Consider the following 20,596-nt stretch of genomic DNA (forward strand, 5'->3'; position numbering starts at 1 on the left):
TAGGGAGTTTTCCAACCAGATGTTTGAATACTTCAACGAACAAGCAATTAAAAGCGTCGTCCTTTCTCAAGAAGAAGCCAGAAATACAGGTCACAATCTTGTAGGGACAGAACATCTATTATTGGGGGTGATTGGGGAGGGCACATCAGCAGCAGCAAAAAACTTAACCACTAAAAATATTACTGTCGATAGCACCAGAGCGTTAGCTACAGAAACAGTTGGCAAAGGCTCTGGTTATGTTCCAGCCAATATTCCCTTTACGCCTAAAGCTAAGAATACCCTCGAACATGCTTTTCAAGAAGCTCGCCAACTAAAAGATAACTACATTGGACCAGAGCATATCTTATTGGCGATTACCAGACAAAAAGATACTTTAGCGGCAAAACTGCTAACCCAACAAGGTATCGACCTCAGACAGTTGAGAACGGAAATTATTAAAGAGTTAGGCGAAAGAGAACCAGTAACCGCTGCCGCTCCCAAACGCTCCTCGTTTGGAATGCCCAGACAGCAACAATCTGTTGCTCTTAAAGAATTTAGTACCAATCTGACCGAATTGGCAAAGGCAGGTAAACTCGATCCCGTAGTTGGTAGAAGTGCTGAAATCGAACGAGTAGTTCAGATTTTGGGCAGACGTACTAAAAACAATCCTGTTATGGTGGGCGAACCTGGAGTTGGTAAAACAGCGATCGCCGAAGGATTAGCGCAACGTATCGTCGATGGCGATGTAACTCAACTTCTCGAAGGTAAAGAAGTTATCAGCCTCGACATGGGTTTGTTACTCGCAGGAACAAAATTTCGCGGTGAGTTTGAAGAAAGACTCAAGAGCATCGTAGACGAAGTACGTAGTGCAGGTAACATAATTTTAGTTATCGACGAAATTCACACTTTAGTTGGTGCTGGAGCGATGGGCGGTGCGATGGACGCAGCGAATATGCTTAAACCCGCTTTGGCTAGAGGTGAAATTCAATGTCTCGGTAGTACTACTCTTGACGAATATCGCCAGCATATCGAACGCGATGCCGCTTTAGAACGTCGTTTCCAAAAAGTAACGATTGGCGAACCCTCTCCCGAAGATGCGATTGAAATCCTTAGAGGTTTACGCAAAACTTACGAAGAATATCACCAAGTTAAATTTACCGATAAAGCAATTGAAGTTGCCGTTACCCTATCCGAACGCTATATTAGCGATCGCTTCTTACCAGATAAAGCGATCGATCTAATTGACGAAGCTGGTTCGCGCACTCATTTGGAACATTCTTTACATAGCAATAATAATAGTGAAGATACAGCCGAAGTAGCTACTATCGACCCACAAGCTCTAACCCCTGTAGTTGATGAAGAAAGCATTGCCAAAATCGTCGCTGCCTGGACGGGTATTCCCGTAACCAAAATGACCGAAACCGAGTCGGAAACTCTACTTCATTTAGAAGACAACTTGCACGAACGAGTTATCGGTCAGGATGAAGCCGTTAGAGCCGTATCCCGCGCTTTAAGACGTTCTCGCTCTGGTTTAGGCGATCGCAACCGTCCTATTGCCAGTTTGTTCTTCTCTGGTCCTACAGGAGTCGGTAAGACCGAACTCGCTAAAGCACTAGCCGTTCAGATGTTTGGTTCGGAAGAAGCGATCGTTCGCATTGATATGTCAGAACTAATGGAAGCTCATACCGTTTCCAAACTAATTGGTTCGCCTCCAGGATATGTCGGCTACGACGAAGGCGGTCAGTTAACCGAAGCAATACGTCGCCAACCTTATACGGTTGTGTTATTTGACGAAATAGAAAAAGCACACCCCGATGTATTTAACCTGTTGTTACAGTTACTTGATGACGGACGTTTGACCGATGCCCAAGGTCGTGTAGTTAATTTCAAAAACACGGTAATTATTATGACCTCTAACGTTGGTTCTAAAGTAATTGAAAAAGGCGGTTCGGGATTGGGCTTTAATTTTGCCGAAGACGAATCCGAAGCACAGTACAATCGCATTAAAGAGCTAGTCAACCAAGAACTAAAACAATACTTCCGTCCCGAATTTATCAATCGTCTCGACGAAATTATTGTCTTCCGTCAGCTTACCAAACCAGAAGTCAAAGAAATCTCCGAGATTTTACTGCAAGAGGTTTCTCAAAGACTCGAAGAACAAAGAGAAATCACTCTCGAAGTTACAGAAGCTTTTAAAGACAAAGTAGTCGATGAAGGATTCGACCCTAGTTACGGTGCTAGACCATTACGTCGCGCGATCGTCAGACTCTTAGAAGACAGTTTGGCAGAAGCGATTTTATCGGGTCGAGTAGATGATGGAGATACTGCTTTAGTAGATGTCGATGACGAAGAAGTAACTATTCTACCAATAGCACAACCTGCATTAGTTGAAGCAGTCAACTAATAGTTACCGCTTATTGTTCTAAATAACCTAAAGGTGGGTATTACGCCCATCTTTTTTTGTTGTTTAAGATAAAAGGCGCGATCGCTTTACTATTATGCTTTCAAATACAATAAACAAATAATTTTATCTTTACCATGCTCAAACCCATTGTACTGCTGATTATTTCTAATATTTTTATGTGTTTTGCCTGGTATGGTCATTTAAAAAATTTCAAAACTGCGCCTTTATGGATAGCTATTAGTGTAAGTTGGGCAATTGCATTATTAGAATATTGTTTTCAAGTTCCTGCCAATCGTTTGGGCAACCAATATTTCAATTTACCGCAGCTAAAAGTTTTACAAGAAGTTATTACTATGGTGGTGTTTGCAGGATTTAGCGTTAGTTATATGAAAGTTCCCGTTACTCGTAATTATTTTTTTGCTGCAATGTTACTTGCAGGTGCAGCATATCTGATTTTTAGCGAAACAAAAACGTAAATAATTAAAGGTGTTTATAATAAGTTTTTAGAACTTAAGTTTTCGGTCGGATAACAGATAAAATACCAACTACTCAATAAAGTATTATTCAAGAATTAGGTGCTAAAAAAGTATTGTAACTATAACCTAACTACTATTTGATGTCTGACAAACAAAAACTGCTAGAGCTAATCTCTCAAGTAGAAACCATCTGTCCCCAGCAGGTCGATTATTGGCAGACAATGGCGGTTATCGAATCTTTAGGCTATACCGATCGCATCATCCAAGAAGAGTTTGGTTTTGCCGACGTTAAAACAGTTGGCGAGTACATTTACCGACAGCATCAGCCAGCACCGTCACTACCTAAAAGCAAGCTACCCATTAGTAATAAACGACAGGCAATCTCCGAACTATTAACTTTTCTTCGACAATTTTTTCGCAGCTTTGTCTATGCTATTCCCCTACTTACGCTTTTACTTTTGGGCAATACCCAACCCGAACACAGCTTTAAATTTTTACTACCTCAGCTAGCAGCTTTATTTACTATCGCTACACTAGCCAGTCTGATTACCAGTGGCGGATTTGTTCAGGCGATCGCTCGTCGGGGAGAATTTTATCTCGGTTTGGGTTTTTCCGTTCAGACGCGTCAAACTTCGATATCTCTTTTAGGTTTGGGAATTACCGCAACCACCATACTAGCTCTATTAGGCTTATGGTTTGGCTTTTATCGCGGCTTATTTGCCGATGAATACTTAGTTATAGCTGCGGGTTACTATTGGCTGCTAAGTATTCTCTGGATGGAGTTAGCAATTTTAGCCGTTCAGTGGGTATGGGGTACGCCAATAACTTTAGTGAGTCTGACAGGATTGTTTTTAATCTTAAAGCTAAATGGTCTGGGAGCCTCAGAAGCTCAAGTAGTAGCAACCTTTATTATTACGATCGCTCTTTCTATTTTTCTAGCAACTTTATTTAAGCGGCAAGCGATCGCCAATCCTGCCGATCCAGAAGTTCCTTTACCTCTAATGAGTGCCACAGTCTATTTACTAGCACCTTTTTTTGGTTATGGGGTGCTATATTTTGCCTTTATTTTTTGCGATCGCCTGGTGGCTGGTTGGGCAGTTTCTCCTGCTTCGGGACTAATTTTTGCTATCGATTCAGCATATCAACGAGGTATGGATCTGGCTTTAATCAATTTTTTGCTACTCGTCCCCGCGAGCGAATATTTAGCATATAAACTAATCGTGTTTTGGTACGAACAGGCGACAGCAATAACTTATGAAACGATAAAACTTTTATCCAAGCGGTTACTACATCGATACTTTTTAGTGGTAGGAATTGCCGTGCTGTTTTTTGCAGTAGCGGTAACTATTACCGTAGGAATACCAACTCCCAGACCTTGGGCAACTGCTAATCTATGGCTGACTTCTCTCGGCTGTTTGGGCTATTTATTGCTGAGTGTGGGTTTGTTAAACGCGATCGTCTTATTTAGTCTCAATCTGCCATATTCCGTCTTTAAGTCACTGTTTCCCAGTCTGCTACTCAATTTATTCATCGGCTACATCGCTGCTAATATAATTGCGCCAGAATGGGCAGTTCTCGGCTTAATCTGCGGTTCTACTCTGTTTGTATTGCTTTCCCGTCGCCAAGTTCTTCAGGCAATTCACAACCCAGACTATGCTTACTATCTCGGTGGATATTAAACAAATAGACGCGATCGAGTTTATAACGGAGAAAAACAGGAAAGTAGCAAATAAAAATCTTAACTGTTGCTTATTGCCTCTAAAATCTATGTCTTTATTTAAATTGCGTTTATTTGGTAAGAGAAATTTAAATATATTTTTATCAGCTATTTTATTGGTTTTAATCTTATTTTATTGGCGATCGCCTGCAACTGTGACTACTCCTGTTAAAATTCTCCTTCCCCTTTATGCCTATCCTACTTGGTACGAATCCAAAACCTATATCTGGAAAGATGTTGTAGCAGCAGCCGACAAAGTACCCATTACGGCAATTATCAACCCCAATAATGGTCCCGATGGTCAACCCCCAAATGAAGACTATGCGAGAGGACTAAAAGATTTAGGACAGGCAGATATTACACTTTTAGGGTATGTATATACTAAGTATGGCGATCGCGCGATCGCAGAAGTAAAACAAGATATTAATCTCTATTATCAACACTACAATTTAGACGGTATTTTTCTTGATGAGGCTGCCAGCAGTAGCGATAAGCTGGATTATTATCAAGATATTTATAACTACATTAAAACCGAAACTAATTTAAATAGAGTCATTATTAACCCTGGCACTCATACTGACGAAAGGTATTTTTCCCAAGGTGCAACCGATACGGCAGTTATTTTCGAGCAAAATTCTCAAGCATGGACAGAATATCAGCCACAACCTTATGCCAAAAACTATCCTACCGAACATTTTGCCAGTTTAATTCATTCAGTTCCCGACGCTGCCACGATGAAAAGCCATATAAATCGTGCCGTAGAAAGGCATTTTGGCTATATCTACGTTACCGATGATAGCCTTACTACCGCTAACGGCGATCCCTGGGATAGTTTACCTCTGTATTGGAAAGAAGAAGTTGAGTATGTTCGGTCTTTGAATCTTGTAAATTAATGACTTGGCAAAGAAAATAAAAATTATAAGACTTACGCATTTTGGTTTAGATTCAAAAATCATGAAAAAGCATATAGAGTGGAAACTTTACAGAGAAGAACCTATCGATCCCGCAGATCCTCTTGGCGAAATTGTTATTACAGGCGAACGGAGAACTATAGAATTGAAGACAATTTTTTTAGATACATTTTTAGAAGCCTTAATTGAAGGGTTGAATACATTAAAAAATAAAAGCGTAGCTAAAATTGATTTGATTGATGAGCCTATTAAATTGATTTTTGTTAAAGAAAATAGCGGTATAAGTATACATTATGGCGATCTAAGCGCAACTATTTTCAATATTAAAAAGTTTGAGAATGAACTTTCTGTTGTTGTTAGTGAGTTTTTGGATATTCTCGACAAAGCTTCGGAAAGGATGAGAAAAGAAAAATATGATTTTATTGAGTTACGTGAATTTATCAAACAAACTCGAAGCAAAACAGCTTTTAGAATAAAGTACGATCGCAAGTAACAAAGCTTTTTAGTAGCAAATAAGGCTATGGTCACGGCTAAATCTAAACCCATTACTCTCAAAGAGTTTCTAGCATTGCCAGAAACTAAACCCGCCAGTGAATATAGCGACGGGAAAATTATTCAGAAACCGATGCCCAAAGGAAAACACAGTACAATTCAAGGAGAACTGATAACTACTGTAAATAGCGCACTTAAAACGCAAAAAATCGCTAGAGCCTTTCCAGAGTTAAGATGCACTTTTGGCGGACGTTCTATCGTACCTGATGTAACTGTTTTTAAATGGGATAGGATACCCCGCGATACTAATGGTGAGATAGCAGATACGTTTCCAATTGCACCTGACTGGACAATCGAAATTTTATCCCCCGACCAAGGCTATACCAGAGTCACTAAAAATATTCTGCATTGTTTGGATAACGGTACGCAATTAGGATGGTTAATCGATCCTCAAGAACAGTGTGTATTGGTTTATTTTCTCCAACAACAACCTGCGTTTCTCGAACTAGCAACAGATATTTTACCCGTACCAGATTTTGCTAGTTCTTTTCAATTAACTGTAGGGGCATTATTCGGTTGGTTATTAGAGTGAAGCGCGATTGCTTATTTTTCAGAAGTGACAGTGTGAGTAGCTTTTTCTTTGCCACCTTACAGTTGATGGTTAGTAAATCTGAAGCTTGCTAGATTAAAAGCAAAGCTGTCATAAAATATCATTTTCAATGAATTTGTATTACATACTTGGTTTAATCTCTATCCTACTAGCGATCGCCATTGCCTTTTATCTAATTACCGCTCGTCGCTATCAATCTTCTGACTCGGTAGCCAATTCTTACGACCAGTGGACAGAAGACGGTATTTTAGAGTTTTACTGGGGCGAACACATTCATTTGGGTCATTATGGTTCGCCACCGCAAAGCAAAGATTTTATTACTGCCAAAGTTGACTTCGTACATGAAATGGTCGAGTGGGGTGGTTTGGATAAGTTGCCTCGCGGTACTACTCTGTTGGATGTTGGCTGCGGAATTGGGGGAAGCAGTCGTATTTTAGCCGAAGATTACGGATTTTCGGTTACTGGCGTTACTATTAGTCCCCAACAAGTGCAGCGTGCTAAAGAATTGACTCCTGAAAAATTAGATGCCAAATTTCTCGTAGATGATGCAATGGCACTTTCCTTTCCCAATGCTAGTTTCGATGTAGTTTGGTCGATTGAAGCGGGTCCTCATATGCCAGACAAAGCCGTTTTTGCCAAAGAATTATTACGGGTATTAAAACCTGGAGGGGTGTTAGTTGTAGCTGACTGGAATCAAAGAGACGAACGCCAACAGCCACTTAATTTTTGGGAGAAACCAGTAATGCGTCAACTATTAGACCAGTGGTCGCATCCTGCTTTTGCCAGCATCGAAGGCTTTTCCGAACTTTTAGAAGCTACAGGACTAGTCGATGGAAAAGTGATAACGGCAGACTGGACGCAAGAAACGCTTCCCTCTTGGATAGATTCTATTTGGCAAGGAATAGCTCGACCACAGGGTTTGGTACGCTTTGGTTTACCTGGTTTGATTAAATCTCTACGAGAAGTACCTACTTTGCTGTTGATGCGTTTGGCATTTGGTGCTAGTCTTTGTCGGTTTGGAATGTTTCGTGCTGTAAGGGCTAATTTAACTTTAAATCTAACAAAAACTGTTGAAGACGAAAATGATAATGTTTAATTTTCAATAAAAAAGTTCATATTAATACGCAAAATGCAAATTAACTTCTAAAAACTTCTGATTATGCCAAACTATTCAAATTTTTTTTAAATTTGTACGAACCTCAATTTAGCAAGGAAATTGTTAATTATATGTTTGGTTTAGAGTTAAGTTTCAGATTGTAACTATATAAATTATTGCCATAGTTTGAACTAATAGATTAAAACAGTAAATGTTGACACTTTATTATCTATATAGTAAATGTATGGCAATTTCCAATATATCTAAAGTAGCAGTACATACAAAAATCCAACGTTTGCTGCTGCTTTTTTTATAATTAATAGAAATTGTTGTATGTATATATAGAAGGTCTTTAAATTCAAATAGTCGGTAAAACTATATAAAGTAGTTAATGTAAATGTTTTTAGTGGCTTATAAGTCACTATCACAAGAGATTATAATCGTTTTAAAACTTGCCGTGTAAAACAAATGACAACTATATTTCAAAAGTCTAAAAGCTTTTTAGACAAATTATTATTTGATTGGTTTAAATTTAATCTAACCAAGGTTCACGATCTTCGGAAACTGGAAAGAGGTGTTGATTATGCTGTAGATTTTTCAGAATTTTATAATTCTGCGGTATTATCAACTGCTTTAAATATTAAGGTAGGAGAACAAGTGATTTTAAGCGATCGCGAATTTACCTTAAGATATTGCGTTCGAGCAGTCGAATATTATTGGAATCACGATTGTATGCGTGAAGCTAAATTAGAACGAATACTACTCGAACAGTAATAACAATAAATGATACTGTTTGAGTTAAAACGAATTTAAAACAGCTTTTAATATTTAATCGTACTATCTATAACAAATAGATGTTCGCCCGAAATAGAAAAATAAAACTCGGCTTTTTCTACTTTTGAAGAGTATCTTTCTACAAATAGATTTTGGCTAACTGCTCGGTAAGAGTAACTAAAGTCGAGCTTTGACAGGGAAAAAACTGAGTTAGTTCTAAACTTTTACGAGCGGTAATCTTGTATTCTAGATAGGTGCAGTTGAGTGGTAATGATAGTAAAAAATTAATGACTAAAGCACAAGCTAATACCAAACAAAATTGCTCCGATCGTTTACCTAATATAAAACTTACCAATCTTGCGATCGCCAGAAATAATAATTCTGCCAACAAACTGAGTTCTACAAACTCAGTCAACAAAAAACTTTTTGCCCAGCTGAATTCTTCTTGAGACATTGCAGCCAATACACCCAGCACTACCCAAACAACAAAAACTGCTGTCAGTGCTAGTATGCTTTCGGCGAGCGCACTTTTTAATCTTTAAGTTTTTGTTAATCTTATTGTTGTTAACAGCCTAGCTGGCTTCGAGTTTACTTTTAATTTAACAAGGCTTTAATTTCTTATGCTCCATCGAAGCATAAGAAAAATATTTATTAGAATTATCTTACTTTAAGATCGCACAACCAATTGGATAACTTTAGAAAGTAAAAGTAGTTCTTAGAGTACCAATCACAATATCATTATTGTCTTCATTGGCATCGGGAGCGGTAATCCAAATTACGCCTGGAGTAATGGCAATATTATCGTTGACTCGATATTGATAGAAAGCTTCAACGTGCAAAGATGTATCTCGATCTTCACTGTCAAAACCAGCAATATTGACAGTAGAATCTATAACTTTGGGTTCCATTCCTACTACCACACCACCTAAGCTAGCTTCTTTAAACAGATCGGGAAAAGCTAGAGTGACTGCCCAATTCAAAATTTCACGATCGCCCCGTTCGATTCTGTTATCGAGAGTAGAAAGAACCCGTTCGTGAGTGTAACCACTCCAACCACTAAGAATAAAGCGATCGCTAATATGCCAAGAAGCACCAACACCATAAGAATTGCTAGAAACAGGAGCGGTTTCCCCTAATTCGGTAGCCGTAAAGTTACGGAAGTTGGCAAGATTAGTGCCAGTAAAAGTATCGCTATTGTTATAAGCGTTGATATAAGTCAAACCTAGCTTGAAACGATCGCTAGGTTGGAAAACCAGCTGTCCTAAAGCAGAATAGGCACCGTTAAATAATCCACTGCCATCAGTAGGTTCGGCAGCATCAGGTGCTAAATATCCCAAACTAAGTTCGACTGAACTTCCCAGGTCTGTTTTAATGCCAATTCCCGAACCAGCTACCGAATTATAAATGGGATTGCGGTTGCCGAAAAAAGATATTGCGCCACTACCACTATCATCGTAGGCATCTAAAGGATTAAGAGTATCTACAAAATCATAGACAAAACCACCGGCAGCCTCAATGGCAACTTGTGTATGACCGCCTATGGGAAAAAAATAGGCAGCAGTAAGTGCCTTCAATTGATTATCAACATCTTCGCTGTAGCCTATTTGCCCTTCAAAAGTATTAGTGACATCGCTAAAGAAAGGAAAATTCCCCGTAGAAAGAAAGGTCAACAGTAAATCTTCACCAGTAAAACTCGTGTTAAAAGATAAACGCGATCTAGAACCCAAAACTGGAACTCTGTCGATTTCTTCCCCATCGACATCATCACCTGCTAAAACACTAGCTAATCCAAAAACAGCACTTCCTGTTAGTTTAGTAGTAGTGGAAAATTGTCGGTCTTCTAAAAAGGCTGTTTTTTCCTCTAGACTACCTACTCTAACGTTTATAGTAGCTAGTTCGGCTTCAAATTCTTGAGTCAAACGACTAAGAGTATCTAGATCTTCTCTATTTAAGGTTTCAGAAGTAGCAATTAAGCGTTCGATTCGATCTAAGCAAGAATTTAAACCAGCGGCAAATTCGTAACGAGATAGAGGTTGGTTTCCTCGATAAGCTCCATCGGGAAATCCGGCAATGCAACCATAACGCTCTACCAAGCTGCGTAAAGCTTCATAAGCCCAATCCGTAGGCGCGACATCTCTTAATTGAGATACATTAGTGATTTGGTTAAAACTATCTGCACTATTTCGATTGGTTTTTAAAGCTTCTAGATTTTGAGCATTAGTAACTGCTCCAGTTCCTAAAATAGCGTCGATCGCGCCCAAAAACAGGGTTGTTGTAGTTAATTTAAGTAAGTGCTGAAATTGAACAGATGTTACTTGAAATTTCGGATATAAACATCGGAAACAAGATCGTTTGAATTTCATATTTCCTCTCAGCGAGTTAGCTTCAGGGTCAGTAAAAACCACAGCTTTATAGTTCCCACTTTTAAATTTGAAAGTAACAACGCTCGCTAAAAAATCTTGTTTGATTTTTGAAAAAATTATAGAAATCTTAGAGCTTAGTGTTTGTTTCGACAGAGATGTACTTCATCGATCTAAAAATTGCTATATGTTGTTTAAATTAAACAGTTAACTGGGCATTCTAGTTAAGAAAATATTTTCTGAAACTACAAATGCAAATTCCAACTATATTAAGAGGCGATCGCTATAGCTTGTTTGTTTGTCAAAGTTCCCAAAATTTATATCATTTGAGCATCGTAGAGGGAGAGAACATAGTTCACAGCTTTGAAGGAATTTACCCCAGTTTGCCAACTGCTATTGAAAGAGGCAAATCGATAATTAAAAATCTTAAAAATTTGCAGTAAAACGCAATTATTTATATTTAATTTTCTCTTCTTCTGATAAAATCCTGTTTTATTATATTTCTCACTAATAAACTGAGGAAAAAAAATTATGGTTAGAAGAGGAGCGAGAGCTACGGGGGGATTTTTAGCAGATTTTCGCGATTTTATTATGCGCGGAAACGTTATCGATCTAGCCGTAGCCGTTATTATTGGTGCTGCTTTTGGCAAAATCGTCGAATCTTTGGTAGCAGATATTATTACCCCGGCAATTTTAAATCCTGCTATGAACGCGGCAGGAGTAGACCAATTAAGCCAACTGAGTGCTGGCGGCATCAAATATGGTTTGTTTATTGCCGCCGTATTAAACTTTTTAGTGATTGCCTTTTGTTTATTCTTATTAATTCGTGCTTTTGAAGCTGCCAAAAAAAGAGTAATGCGCCGAGAAGAAATTGCCGAAGAAGAAGCGCCAGCACCAGAAATATTGGCGCAAGAAAGATTGACTACAGCAGTAGAAAGGTTGACTGAGACTATCGAACGCCGAAATCCTGGTTCGGGTCTGGGTTCAGATCCAGGTCTGGGTTTGTAGCTATCTTGTCTAAGACATCATCGTAGTAAAAAAATCAATAGTCTCCTGCAATGCCACGACAAAAGCATCAATTTCAGCGCGAGTGTTATAAAAATACAGGCTGGCTCTAGCACTGCCAGAAGCACCAAAAATACGATGCAAAGGTTGAGTACAGTGATGCCCAGAGCGAATAGCAACTCCTTCTCTATCTAATAAAGTTGCCAAATCGCTGCCGTGTATTCCTTCAACATTAAATGCTACTAATGCCGCTCTACCTTTTCCGTCGGCGGTTGCAGGAGGACCATAGATTTTAAGTTGGGGAATTGCCGCTAATTTTTGATACAAATAGCCCGTTAATTCTTCTTCATAGGCATGAATTTTAGCCATGCCAATATTACTTAAATAGTCTACTGCTGCACCAAGCGCGATCGCTTCACCAATTGCCGGGGTTCCTGCTTCAAATTTATGAGGTAGTTCGCCATAGGTAGATCCTTCTAAAAATACCTCGTCGATCATTTCACCACCGCCCATAAATGGCGGCATTTCTAGCAGCAAATCTTTTTTCCCATAGAGAAAACCAATGCCAGTAGGCGCACACATTTTATGTCCCGACGCTACCAACCAGTCACAGTCAATTTCCCTTACGTCAATAGGCATATGAGGAACACTCTGACAGGCATCAATCAATACTTTGGCATTGTATTGATGAGCTAGTTCGACAATTTCTGTAACTGGATTGATGCAGCCTAAAGTATTGGAAACGTGAACAACAGATACCAGTTTGGTTTTATTAGATAATAGAGATTTATACTGTTCTAAATCGAATTCTTCTGTATCGGTCAACTGTACGTATTTAATTACCGCACCAGTTTTTTCAGCGATAAGCTGCCAGGGAACGATGTTGCTGTGGTGTTCCATGACTGAGAGAATTATCTCATCGCCTGGGTTAAAATTGGACAAACTCCAACTATATGCCACTAAGTTAATTGCTTCGGTGGCGTTGCGAGTAAAGACAATTTCTTCACGAGCAGCAGCATTGACGAACTTAGCTACTTTATCTCTAGCCGCTTCATAGGCATCAGTCGCCCTACCGCTCAAGGTATGTGCGCCGCGATGGACGTTAGCATTATCTTGCTGATAGTAATTTTGCAATACTTTTAGTACCGCCAGAGGCTTTTGAGAACTAGCAGCATTGTCAAAATAGATTAATGGCTTATCGTGAATTTGCTGCTGTAAAATCGGGAAGTCTTGACGCAGGCGATCGCCAAGAGTTGATTCTTTAATTAAAGTCATTATTTAAAGTTTACTTACTAATTTTTTGTTTAATAGTTTGGGCAACTTTAGCAGCTAAATTCAGTGGCAGGCGATCGCCTATCTCCCCAGCAAAGGCATCAATTAATAACTGACTGGCATCTTGCTGGTTTAAGCCACGACTGCGGAGGTAAAATATTTCATCTGCTTCTAATTGGCTCACCGTCGCACCATGAGAACATTTGACGTTATCGGCAGTAATTTGTAACTCTGGTTTGGTGTCTACTCTGGCTTTGTCGGAAAGTAATAGATTGCGATTTAGCTGCGAGGCATCGGTAAGCTGTGCCGTTTTGGGTACAAAGACTTTGCCATTAAATACCGTATGGGCGCGATCGCCGACAATACATTTATGCAGTTGATCGGTTGTGCCATAAGGTTTAGTCAGGGCAATGGTGCTGTGAGTATCAGATGTTTGTTCTCCCGTAGCAACCGTCAAACCGTTTAAGTTAGTAGTGGTTTGTTCACCCTGCTGCAATACTTCGGGATTATGACGATAAAGCTTACTACCAAAATTAATTTCATTGAGGGTGTAGCGGCTGTCTTTAGCTTGAGCCACTGCGGTTTTGCCAACATGAAAGGCGCGATCGCTTTCTTGTTGCCAGCGAGTATGCTTTACTTCGGCATTGTCTCTAACTACAATTTCCGTTACTGCATTGATAAAATATTCGCCAGTACCAGAATATTCTTCAATTAAAGATAAACTCGCTCCTGCTTCGGCTACTACTAAGGTACGGAGTTGAGAAAAACTTGCCGTTTCTTCAGCAGTTGAAATAAAAACTAAATGTATGGGAGTGTCTACGATGACGTTTTTGTTTGCCCAAATAACTGCTGCATTGGCAAAACCTGCGGTATTGAGAGCAGTAAAAACATCTTGTGCGCCATGCTGACGGGCAAAGTGTTCTGCTACAGGGTAGGTTTCTGGTATGTTTTGGAGACTGCCGACATATACGCCATCAGGTAATGCTGAAGTGTCGGATAAATCTGCATTGTAAACACCGTTGACAAAAATCAAACGGCAGTTTTCAGTTTCTGTGGGCAATTGGGGTAAGGGCGAACCGCCGTTCGCTCCTACAGTTGTGAAATTAGTTTTCGTTAAATCTGACAAATCGATAAATCGCCAATCTTCATCTTTTTTAGTTGGTACTGAGGAATTGGCTACCCAAGATGCGGCTTGCTGGCGCACATCTTTTAACCATTGAGGTTCATTGCCAGAAATTTTAGCGCGATCGAGCAAACCCATCAAAAAATCATTTTTATGTAAAGTGGCGCGATCGCTTTTTAAAGGTTTAATTGCATAAGGAACTTGTACTGCCATTACACTCCTACCTCCGCAGTTTCTCTATCGTCTAAAAAGTCATAACCGCGAGATTCCAATTCTAAAGCCAGTTTTTTACCGCCACTAGTAATAATTTTGCCATCCTGCATCACGTGAACGAAGTCTGGTGTAATGTAATCGAGCAAACGTTGATAGTGAGTAATTACCAAGTAACCCTTGTCGGCAGTTTTTAATTGATTGACACCATCGGCAACGGCTTTTAAAGCATCGATATCCAAACCCGAATCAATCTCATCCAGAATCGTCAGAGTTGGATCTAGCACCGCCATTTGCAAAATTTCATTGCGTTTCTTCTCGCCACCAGAAAAACCTTCATTGAGGCTTCTAGACAAAAAGCTAGACTTCATTTTTACCACTTCCAGCTTTTCTTCTACCAAATCTTCAAAATCAAAAATATCGATTTCTTCTTCACCTCGATCTTTGCGTTTGGCGTTGTAAGCCGCTCGCAAAAAGTCTAAATTACTTACTCCAGGAATAGCGACGGGATATTGAAAAGCCAAGAAAATACCGCTATTGGCTCTTTCATCTGGTTCTTTCTCTAAGATATTTTCTCCCTGATAGATAATTTCGCCACCAGTGACTTCATAATCGGGGTGTCCTGCGATGATTTTAGCCAGGGTACTTTTACCCGAACCATTACGTCCCATAATTGCATGGATTTCTCCTGCTTTAATTTCTAAATTGACACCTTTGAGGATTGGTTCGTCGTTTATTTTGGCGGTTAGGTCTTGTATGGATAAAATTATCTCGCTCATTGCTGGTTCGATCGCAGATTATTTATTATTTATCGATAATATCTATAACTCAAATAGCATAAGTGATACGCTATAAAAATTAAGTCATAAATATCTATTAAAACAACCTTTTTGTTGTTTAAGTACATTGTAGAATACATTAACAACCTTTTTGTTGTCAAAGTAAATTAATTTGGTTCGACTACACTCATCAAATACTCTTCGATAGGCAAGGCAGTAATTACACTTTCTTCATCTAATTTATGCAGCTACAAACAGAACCTCGTAAATATACACCCGAAGAATATTTACGGTTAGAGGAACAAGCAGAATATAAATACGAATATCGCGATGGAGAAATTGTTCCGATGACGGGAGGAACGACAAATCATAATGAAATTTGTTTGAATTTGGCAGCGAACCTAAAATTTGGCTTGAAAAAACAAAACTGTCGAGTTTATATGAGTGATGTTCGCCTGTGGATACCTCGCTATCGTCAATATACATATCCTGATGTGATGGTAATCAAGGGAGAACCTGTTTATGCAGATAGAGAAACAACTACGGTAACTAATTCCGTTCTGATTGCCGAAGTATTACCCAAATCGACGCAAAATTATGACCAAGGCGACAAATTTACTTACTATCGTTCCATTCCCGAAATGCAAGAGTATATTTTAATCTCTCAGCAAAGTGAACACATCATGCAATATACCAAAACCGAGGCGGGATGGTTGTTATCCGAATACGAAGCCGAAGCTGTAATTACTTTAGCTTCAGTCAATCTTGAATTAGAACTAGCGGCAATTTATACAGGAGTTGATTTTAGCGAAAGCGAATAAGTTTAAAACTGAAGAGTATTGCTTTGCGATCGAGGTTATTTGTACGAAAAATTCTGCTTTTATCAATTTAAGCTAGCTATCTGGGAACCATATAAATAAACGTTGTTGTAATAAACAGACTTTTATTGAAATTGGTTGATATTTATGCAAGTTGTAATTGGTTTAATAATAGGATTGATTTTGAGTGGAGTTTGTGTCTGGTTGATAATGCGATCGCAAATACAAGCACTTGAATCTCAAAAACAGGCATGTGATGAAAAAGCTAATCTTTATTCTTCTCAAAGAGAAACTCTATCAAAGAAAAATGAGGAATTAGAGTCTCGTTTAGCTGAAAAAGAGCATGAAATTTTCTCAATAATGCAAAAATCGAGCAATGCAGATGCCAGAATAGAGCAAATATCTGACTTGCAAGAAAGATTAAGTGCTGAAGCAGACAAAAATCACAGACTTCAATCAGAAAATAATTCTCAGAGAGAAGCGATAACTAGATTAACTGCCGAAACAGAAAATAAAGAGCAATACGCAGAGCAAAAAATCGAGCAGATATCCGATCTACAAGGAGATTTAAGAACTAAAACAGAAGAAAATGAAAGATTGCGATCGGAAAATACTTCTCAAAAAGAAATAATAACTAGATTGACTACCGAATTAGAAAACAGAAAACAAAAAATTGATGAGTTAAAGGATAACCTTCAGCAAGCCATTGAAGAAAAAAATCGTTACCAAGAAGAAAACGAACAAGCCAGTCAGAGAGTTGCAGAAGCTAACGCTCAAAAAGAACAATTGAGTGAATTGAGAAACAAGCTTGAAAGCAAAGAGCGTAATAATCAAGAGCTTCACACCGAGAGAAATAATTTAAGAGAAGAATTATCAAGCTTGAAAACAAAGTTAGAAAAAGAACAAGAATCAGCAAGAGAAAAACTAGAGCTACTTGAAAATGCACAGCAAAAACTTAGTCATACTTTCAAAATTCTTTCTACTGAAGCTTTACAAAATAATAATCAGCAGTTTTTAGAAGCAGCTAAACAAACCTTTGAGAATATACAACAAACATCTCAGCATCAACTAGAAATTAAGCAACAAGCAATTGATAATTTAGTTTCCCCCATAGGTAAATCGCTTGACGAATTCAATAAACAAATTAGAGAAGTAGAAAATGTTCGCCAGCAAGATAAAGGCAGGATTGAAGAACAACTTCAATCTATTGCTGCTGCTCATTCCCTGCTTCAGGCTGAAACTGCTAATTTGACTAAAGCTTTAAGACAACCTATAGTTCGCGGTAGATGGGGAGAAATACAGTTAAAGCGTGTTGTAGAGATTTCAGGAATGCAAGAATATTGCGACTTTACCGTTCAAGAAACTGTTAAAACTGAAAATGGTTTGCTTCGACCAGATTTAATTGTCACACTTCCTAGCCAAAAAAAGGTAATTATAGATTCAAAAGCACCTTTACAAGCATATTTGGATGCTTTAGAAGCTCAAGAAGAGCCAAAACAGATTGAGAATTTAAAAAATCATGCTAAGCATATACGTACTCATATCAATCAACTTAGCTCCAAAAATTATTGGGAGCAGGTCAAACCCACTCCTGAATTTGTAATTATGTTTTTACCTGGAGAAGTCTTTTTTAGTGCTGCACTTCAGCAAGAGCCAAGTTTAATTGAATTTGGAATTGAGAAAAATATTATTTTAGCTACTCCAACGACTTTAATAACACTTCTGAAAACTATAGAATATGGTTGGAGACAAGAAAAAATTGCAGAAAATGCCAATGCAATTGGAGAACTCGGAAAAGAACTAAACGATAGATTTATTAAATTTGCCGAACATTTAATTTCTGTCCGTAGAAAACTTGACGATACTGTAAAAGAATATAATAAGGCGATAGGTTCTTATGAATCTCGGCTTTTATCTACTGCCAAAAAATTTAATGAAATAGGTGGCTATAGCAATAACAAGCTCGAAAGTATAGAACCAGTTGTTCGCCAAGTACGTTTGCTAAGACAAGAAGTTAACGGCAATAGTTAAGAAAACAATATAACTTTACTCAATAAATTTTAAACTTCTCAAACTGTTTAAGGCGGCTACTAGTTTAAAGCGAAAAACTAAAGCTAAGTCTCCTAAGTAAAATCAGCGATCGCAGTTAAACTTTATTGCTAATATTTTCTAAAATTTGGTCTAAAACTTTGAATATAGTAATTTTTAGACCAAAATAATTCACCAAAAACTATTTCTTAAGATTTAAGTTTTTCCAAATTTTCAATTTTATCTTTTTTTTCTAATGATACTGCTTGCAAGAATCCTCTTCTTTGATAAGCCTGTTTGACTTCTATTGCGATAATTTCATCCAAACCCAAACGTTCCCTGGCTACTAAATCTAAAGCTGTAGGACAAGGTAGATATCGTTCGAGCCAACAACCAATTTCAAGATGAGACTTACTAAAAAATTCTACTGGACAATGTGGATAGTCAGTTTCTCTTGGATGCTCATAGCAAGCATCGCGCCATTCACAAACTATTGGTGTAATATCAACTTCCCAGTATTGACCGTGTAGGTCGTATCGTCTTTGCATTGGTAATTTCCAAGCCGCAGAAAGTATTCTACAGTTTATAAAGTTACTGCAACTTTTAGTTCCTTTTAGTTTTCCATAAAAGCGGTCTTGACTTTTTTTACAGGTTTCATTTAACGGACATTTTTCTAGTCTATCCATTGTCATATAAAATTCGGTTATTTTTTAAAAAACACAAATTAAAAATTTTAAAAATGAATGTATACCAAATAGAAAAAAGAATGCGACATATTTTGTAAAGGCAATTGACTAATCGTCCATACACAAATATCATCTGTCGCAAATATTATTTAATTCGGTATTACTTTAATTGTAGTTTGCTTGTTTTCGTCTAATTATAAAATTAAAAAAACTTTTTACTGCGATCGCTACACTCAACAAGCGATCGCTACTGAGTTAATTAAATTACTTCAAACTATTGAACAGCTACAGTAGTATCGTTAGTATTGCTCTGCTGCTGTTTGGCTATTTCCTGCAACTGGCGTATTCTTTCTTCTGTAGAAGGATGGGTACTAAACAACGATTGTAAGCCACCACCAGAAAAAGAATTCATAATTAATACTGGTTCAAAAGCGGGGTTGCCATTCATCGGTATTTTTCTACCGACAGAATCTAGTTTTTGCAAGGCACTAGCCAAAGCCAAGGGGTTGCGCGTAATTTCTGCCGCACCACGATCTGCCGAAAATTCACGAGTACGAGAAATTGCCATCTGAATCAAAGAGGCGGAAATAGGTGCCAGAACAACTAATACTAAAACCCCAATGGGATTGCCACTATTACGACTATCTCGATTGACGGGTCCGTAAAGTGCGCCAAAGGTGAGCATTCTACCCAAAAACGTTACCGCACCACCCAAGGTACCAGCGACAGCCTGAGTTAAAGTATCGCGATTTTTGATGTGGGTTAATTCGTGAGAGATTACCCCTGCTAATTCTTCTTTGGATAATATTTGCATAATCCCTTGAGTTACTGCTACGGCAGCATGGTTGGGATCTCTACCTGTAGCAAAGGCATTAGGAGTTTGAGTTGGAACGATATACAGTTCTGGCATGGGTAAACCTGCTCTTTGTGCTAAATCGGCTACCAGATCGTATATTTCTGGCGATTGCTCGCGAGCAATGGGTTGTGCTTGATATGCTGCTAAAGCAGCTTTATCGGAATAAAACCAGGAACCAAAACTACCAATTGCTGCAAAAAGCAGACCAGCAATTGCTCCTTGTTCGTTTCCCATTGCCCAGTAACCGCCCAAGACCAAAATTCCGCTTAACAACCCCAAGAGAGCAGCGGTTTTAATTTGATTACCTCTAAACATAGGATTTGTTTAAAATTCGGTTATAATATGTGAGTTTTCTCAATATTTAATAGCAATTGGTTATTTTGTTGCATCTAGCAAAAGCAGCATATTTTTAATTTCAAAAACTTGCCAGTAAAATTTATTAAACTTTACTTTCGTATATCTCAAGTGGCAAATTATCTGGATCTTTAAAAAACGTAAACTTTTTACCTGTTAATTCGTCAATTCTTACTGGTTCGACGTTTATTCCTTTTGAATTCAAATAATTGATATATTCGGTTATATTTTCTATTTCAAAGGCTAAATGTCTTAGTCCACAAGCTTCAGGGCTATTAATTCTTGCGGGAGGATGAGGAAAAGAAAAAAGCTCTATTTGCTCATTTTCTCCCACTTTTAAATCTAGTTTGTAAGAATTTCGCTGTTCTCTAAAAGTCTCGTTTATGACTGAAAATTTGAGTATATTTGTGTAAAAGTGTTTGGATTTTTCGTAATTAGAGCAAATTATTGCTATATGGTGAATTTTGTTTAATTTCATGTTTCAATAGTGCCAGCTTAAATATAGTGCTGAATGCTAAGTTATACTGTAAACTGCTTATGATGCCGATGTAGCTCAGTGGTAGAGCAACTCACTCGTAATGAGTAGGTCGCAGGTTCAAATCCAGTCATCGGCTTTTAGGCTAAAAGCCTTCGTACTCATATTCTT

General features: G+C 38.2%; 20 protein-coding genes and 1 tRNA gene. 13 read left to right on the plus strand and 8 right to left on the minus strand.

Going from position 1 to position 20,596, the window contains the following annotated elements:
• Positions 1-19 precede the first annotated feature (19 nt).
• The 8 genes from KV40_RS18325 to KV40_RS18360 all read left to right on the plus strand — a co-directional run bounded on the left by KV40_RS18325 (position 20) and on the right by KV40_RS18360 (position 8,459).
• Positions 20-2,383, plus strand: coding sequence for an ATP-dependent Clp protease ATP-binding subunit (locus KV40_RS18325; protein ID WP_036484567.1), 2,364 nt, complete (start codon positions 20-22; stop codon positions 2,381-2,383).
• A gap of 134 nt (positions 2,384-2,517) precedes the next feature.
• Positions 2,518-2,859 carry a DMT family protein gene (locus KV40_RS18330; protein ID WP_036484569.1) on the plus strand — a complete coding sequence of 114 codons (342 nt, stop codon included), beginning with the start codon at positions 2,518-2,520 and terminating at the stop codon, positions 2,857-2,859.
• Between the two features lie 140 nt (positions 2,860-2,999).
• The gene (locus KV40_RS18335) at positions 3,000-4,538 is read left to right on the plus strand and encodes a hypothetical protein (RefSeq protein WP_036484571.1); all 1,539 of its coding nucleotides are present in this window, start codon (positions 3,000-3,002) and stop codon (positions 4,536-4,538) included.
• Between the two features lie 88 nt (positions 4,539-4,626).
• Positions 4,627-5,469: a spherulation-specific family 4 protein gene (locus tag KV40_RS18340; RefSeq protein ID WP_052055755.1), complete on the plus strand. Its 843-nt coding sequence runs from the start codon at positions 4,627-4,629 to the stop codon at positions 5,467-5,469.
• Positions 5,470-5,473: 4 nt separating this feature from the next.
• Positions 5,474-5,980, plus strand: coding sequence for a hypothetical protein (locus tag KV40_RS18345; RefSeq protein ID WP_156114079.1), 507 nt, complete (start codon positions 5,474-5,476; stop codon positions 5,978-5,980).
• A gap of 27 nt (positions 5,981-6,007) precedes the next feature.
• Complete coding sequence (locus KV40_RS18350) at positions 6,008-6,571, plus strand: Uma2 family endonuclease (protein ID WP_036484574.1); 564 nt, start codon at positions 6,008-6,010, stop codon at positions 6,569-6,571.
• Between the two features lie 127 nt (positions 6,572-6,698).
• Complete coding sequence (locus KV40_RS18355; RefSeq protein WP_172657311.1) at positions 6,699-7,685, plus strand: methyltransferase domain-containing protein; 987 nt, start codon at positions 6,699-6,701, stop codon at positions 7,683-7,685.
• A 468-nt stretch (positions 7,686-8,153) separates the two neighbouring features.
• On the plus strand, positions 8,154-8,459 hold the full coding sequence (locus KV40_RS18360) for a hypothetical protein (RefSeq protein WP_036484584.1): 306 nt from the start codon (positions 8,154-8,156) through the stop codon (positions 8,457-8,459).
• A gap of 139 nt (positions 8,460-8,598) precedes the next feature.
• On the opposite strand, the gene KV40_RS18365 is transcribed toward KV40_RS18360, so the two are convergent.
• Positions 8,599-8,913: a hypothetical protein gene (locus KV40_RS18365; RefSeq protein ID WP_156114080.1), complete on the minus strand. Its 315-nt coding sequence runs from the start codon at positions 8,911-8,913 to the stop codon at positions 8,599-8,601.
• A gap of 241 nt (positions 8,914-9,154) precedes the next feature.
• Positions 9,155-10,822, minus strand: a complete 1,668-nt coding sequence (locus KV40_RS18370) for an iron uptake porin (protein WP_072013841.1) — start codon at positions 10,820-10,822, stop codon at positions 9,155-9,157.
• 248 nt (positions 10,823-11,070) lie between these two features.
• On the opposite strand from KV40_RS18370, the gene KV40_RS18375 reads away from it, so the two are divergent.
• Together KV40_RS18375 and mscL are read left to right on the plus strand one after the other, a co-directional pair.
• The gene (locus KV40_RS18375) at positions 11,071-11,262 is read left to right on the plus strand and encodes a hypothetical protein (protein WP_036484592.1); all 192 of its coding nucleotides are present in this window, start codon (positions 11,071-11,073) and stop codon (positions 11,260-11,262) included.
• A gap of 88 nt (positions 11,263-11,350) precedes the next feature.
• Positions 11,351-11,827, plus strand: a complete 477-nt coding sequence (gene mscL / locus KV40_RS18380; RefSeq protein ID WP_036484595.1) for a large conductance mechanosensitive channel protein MscL — start codon at positions 11,351-11,353, stop codon at positions 11,825-11,827.
• Positions 11,828-11,836: 9 nt separating this feature from the next.
• Here mscL and KV40_RS18385 read toward each other — a convergent pair whose 3' ends face one another.
• Genes KV40_RS18385 through sufC form a run of 3 tightly spaced genes read right to left on the minus strand, consistent with a single transcriptional unit; the run spans position 11,837 to position 15,208 of the window.
• Positions 11,837-13,099 carry a SufS family cysteine desulfurase gene (locus KV40_RS18385; protein ID WP_036484600.1) on the minus strand — a complete coding sequence of 421 codons (1,263 nt, stop codon included), beginning with the start codon at positions 13,097-13,099 and terminating at the stop codon, positions 11,837-11,839.
• A gap of 10 nt (positions 13,100-13,109) precedes the next feature.
• Positions 13,110-14,432 (minus strand): Fe-S cluster assembly protein SufD, encoded by a 1,323-nt coding sequence (gene sufD / locus KV40_RS18390; protein WP_036484603.1) that lies wholly within the window; start codon positions 14,430-14,432, stop codon positions 13,110-13,112.
• The gene (gene sufC / locus KV40_RS18395) at positions 14,432-15,208 is read right to left on the minus strand and encodes a Fe-S cluster assembly ATPase SufC (protein WP_036484605.1); all 777 of its coding nucleotides are present in this window, start codon (positions 15,206-15,208) and stop codon (positions 14,432-14,434) included. Before sufC ends, sufD begins: the two co-directional genes overlap by 1 nt.
• Before the next feature lie 242 nt (positions 15,209-15,450).
• On the opposite strand from sufC, the gene KV40_RS18400 reads away from it, so the two are divergent.
• Together KV40_RS18400 and rmuC are read left to right on the plus strand one after the other, a co-directional pair.
• Positions 15,451-16,029 (plus strand): Uma2 family endonuclease, encoded by a 579-nt coding sequence (locus KV40_RS18400; protein ID WP_036484607.1) that lies wholly within the window; start codon positions 15,451-15,453, stop codon positions 16,027-16,029.
• Between the two features lie 144 nt (positions 16,030-16,173).
• Positions 16,174-18,057: a DNA recombination protein RmuC gene (gene rmuC, locus KV40_RS32325; RefSeq protein ID WP_052055757.1), complete on the plus strand. Its 1,884-nt coding sequence runs from the start codon at positions 16,174-16,176 to the stop codon at positions 18,055-18,057.
• A gap of 206 nt (positions 18,058-18,263) precedes the next feature.
• Here the strand turns inward: rmuC and KV40_RS18410 are convergent, their stop codons facing one another.
• From KV40_RS18410 to KV40_RS18420, 3 genes are all read right to left on the minus strand, one after another.
• Entirely contained in the window at positions 18,264-18,740 is a 477-nt protein-coding gene (locus tag KV40_RS18410; protein WP_036484609.1) for a hypothetical protein, read from the minus strand.
• 274 nt (positions 18,741-19,014) lie between these two features.
• Positions 19,015-19,911 carry a zinc metalloprotease HtpX gene (locus tag KV40_RS18415; protein WP_036484611.1) on the minus strand — a complete coding sequence of 299 codons (897 nt, stop codon included), beginning with the start codon at positions 19,909-19,911 and terminating at the stop codon, positions 19,015-19,017.
• Positions 19,912-20,035: 124 nt separating this feature from the next.
• Positions 20,036-20,428, minus strand: a complete 393-nt coding sequence (locus KV40_RS18420; protein WP_036484614.1) for a VOC family protein — start codon at positions 20,426-20,428, stop codon at positions 20,036-20,038.
• 64 nt (positions 20,429-20,492) lie between these two features.
• On the opposite strand from KV40_RS18420, the gene KV40_RS18425 reads away from it, so the two are divergent.
• A tRNA-Thr gene (locus tag KV40_RS18425) sits at positions 20,493-20,564 on the plus strand.
• The last annotated feature ends 32 nt before the right edge of the window (positions 20,565-20,596 follow it).

The organism is Myxosarcina sp. GI1, from assembly GCF_000756305.1.
Lineage (GTDB): Bacteria > Cyanobacteriota > Cyanobacteriia > Cyanobacteriales > Xenococcaceae > Myxosarcina.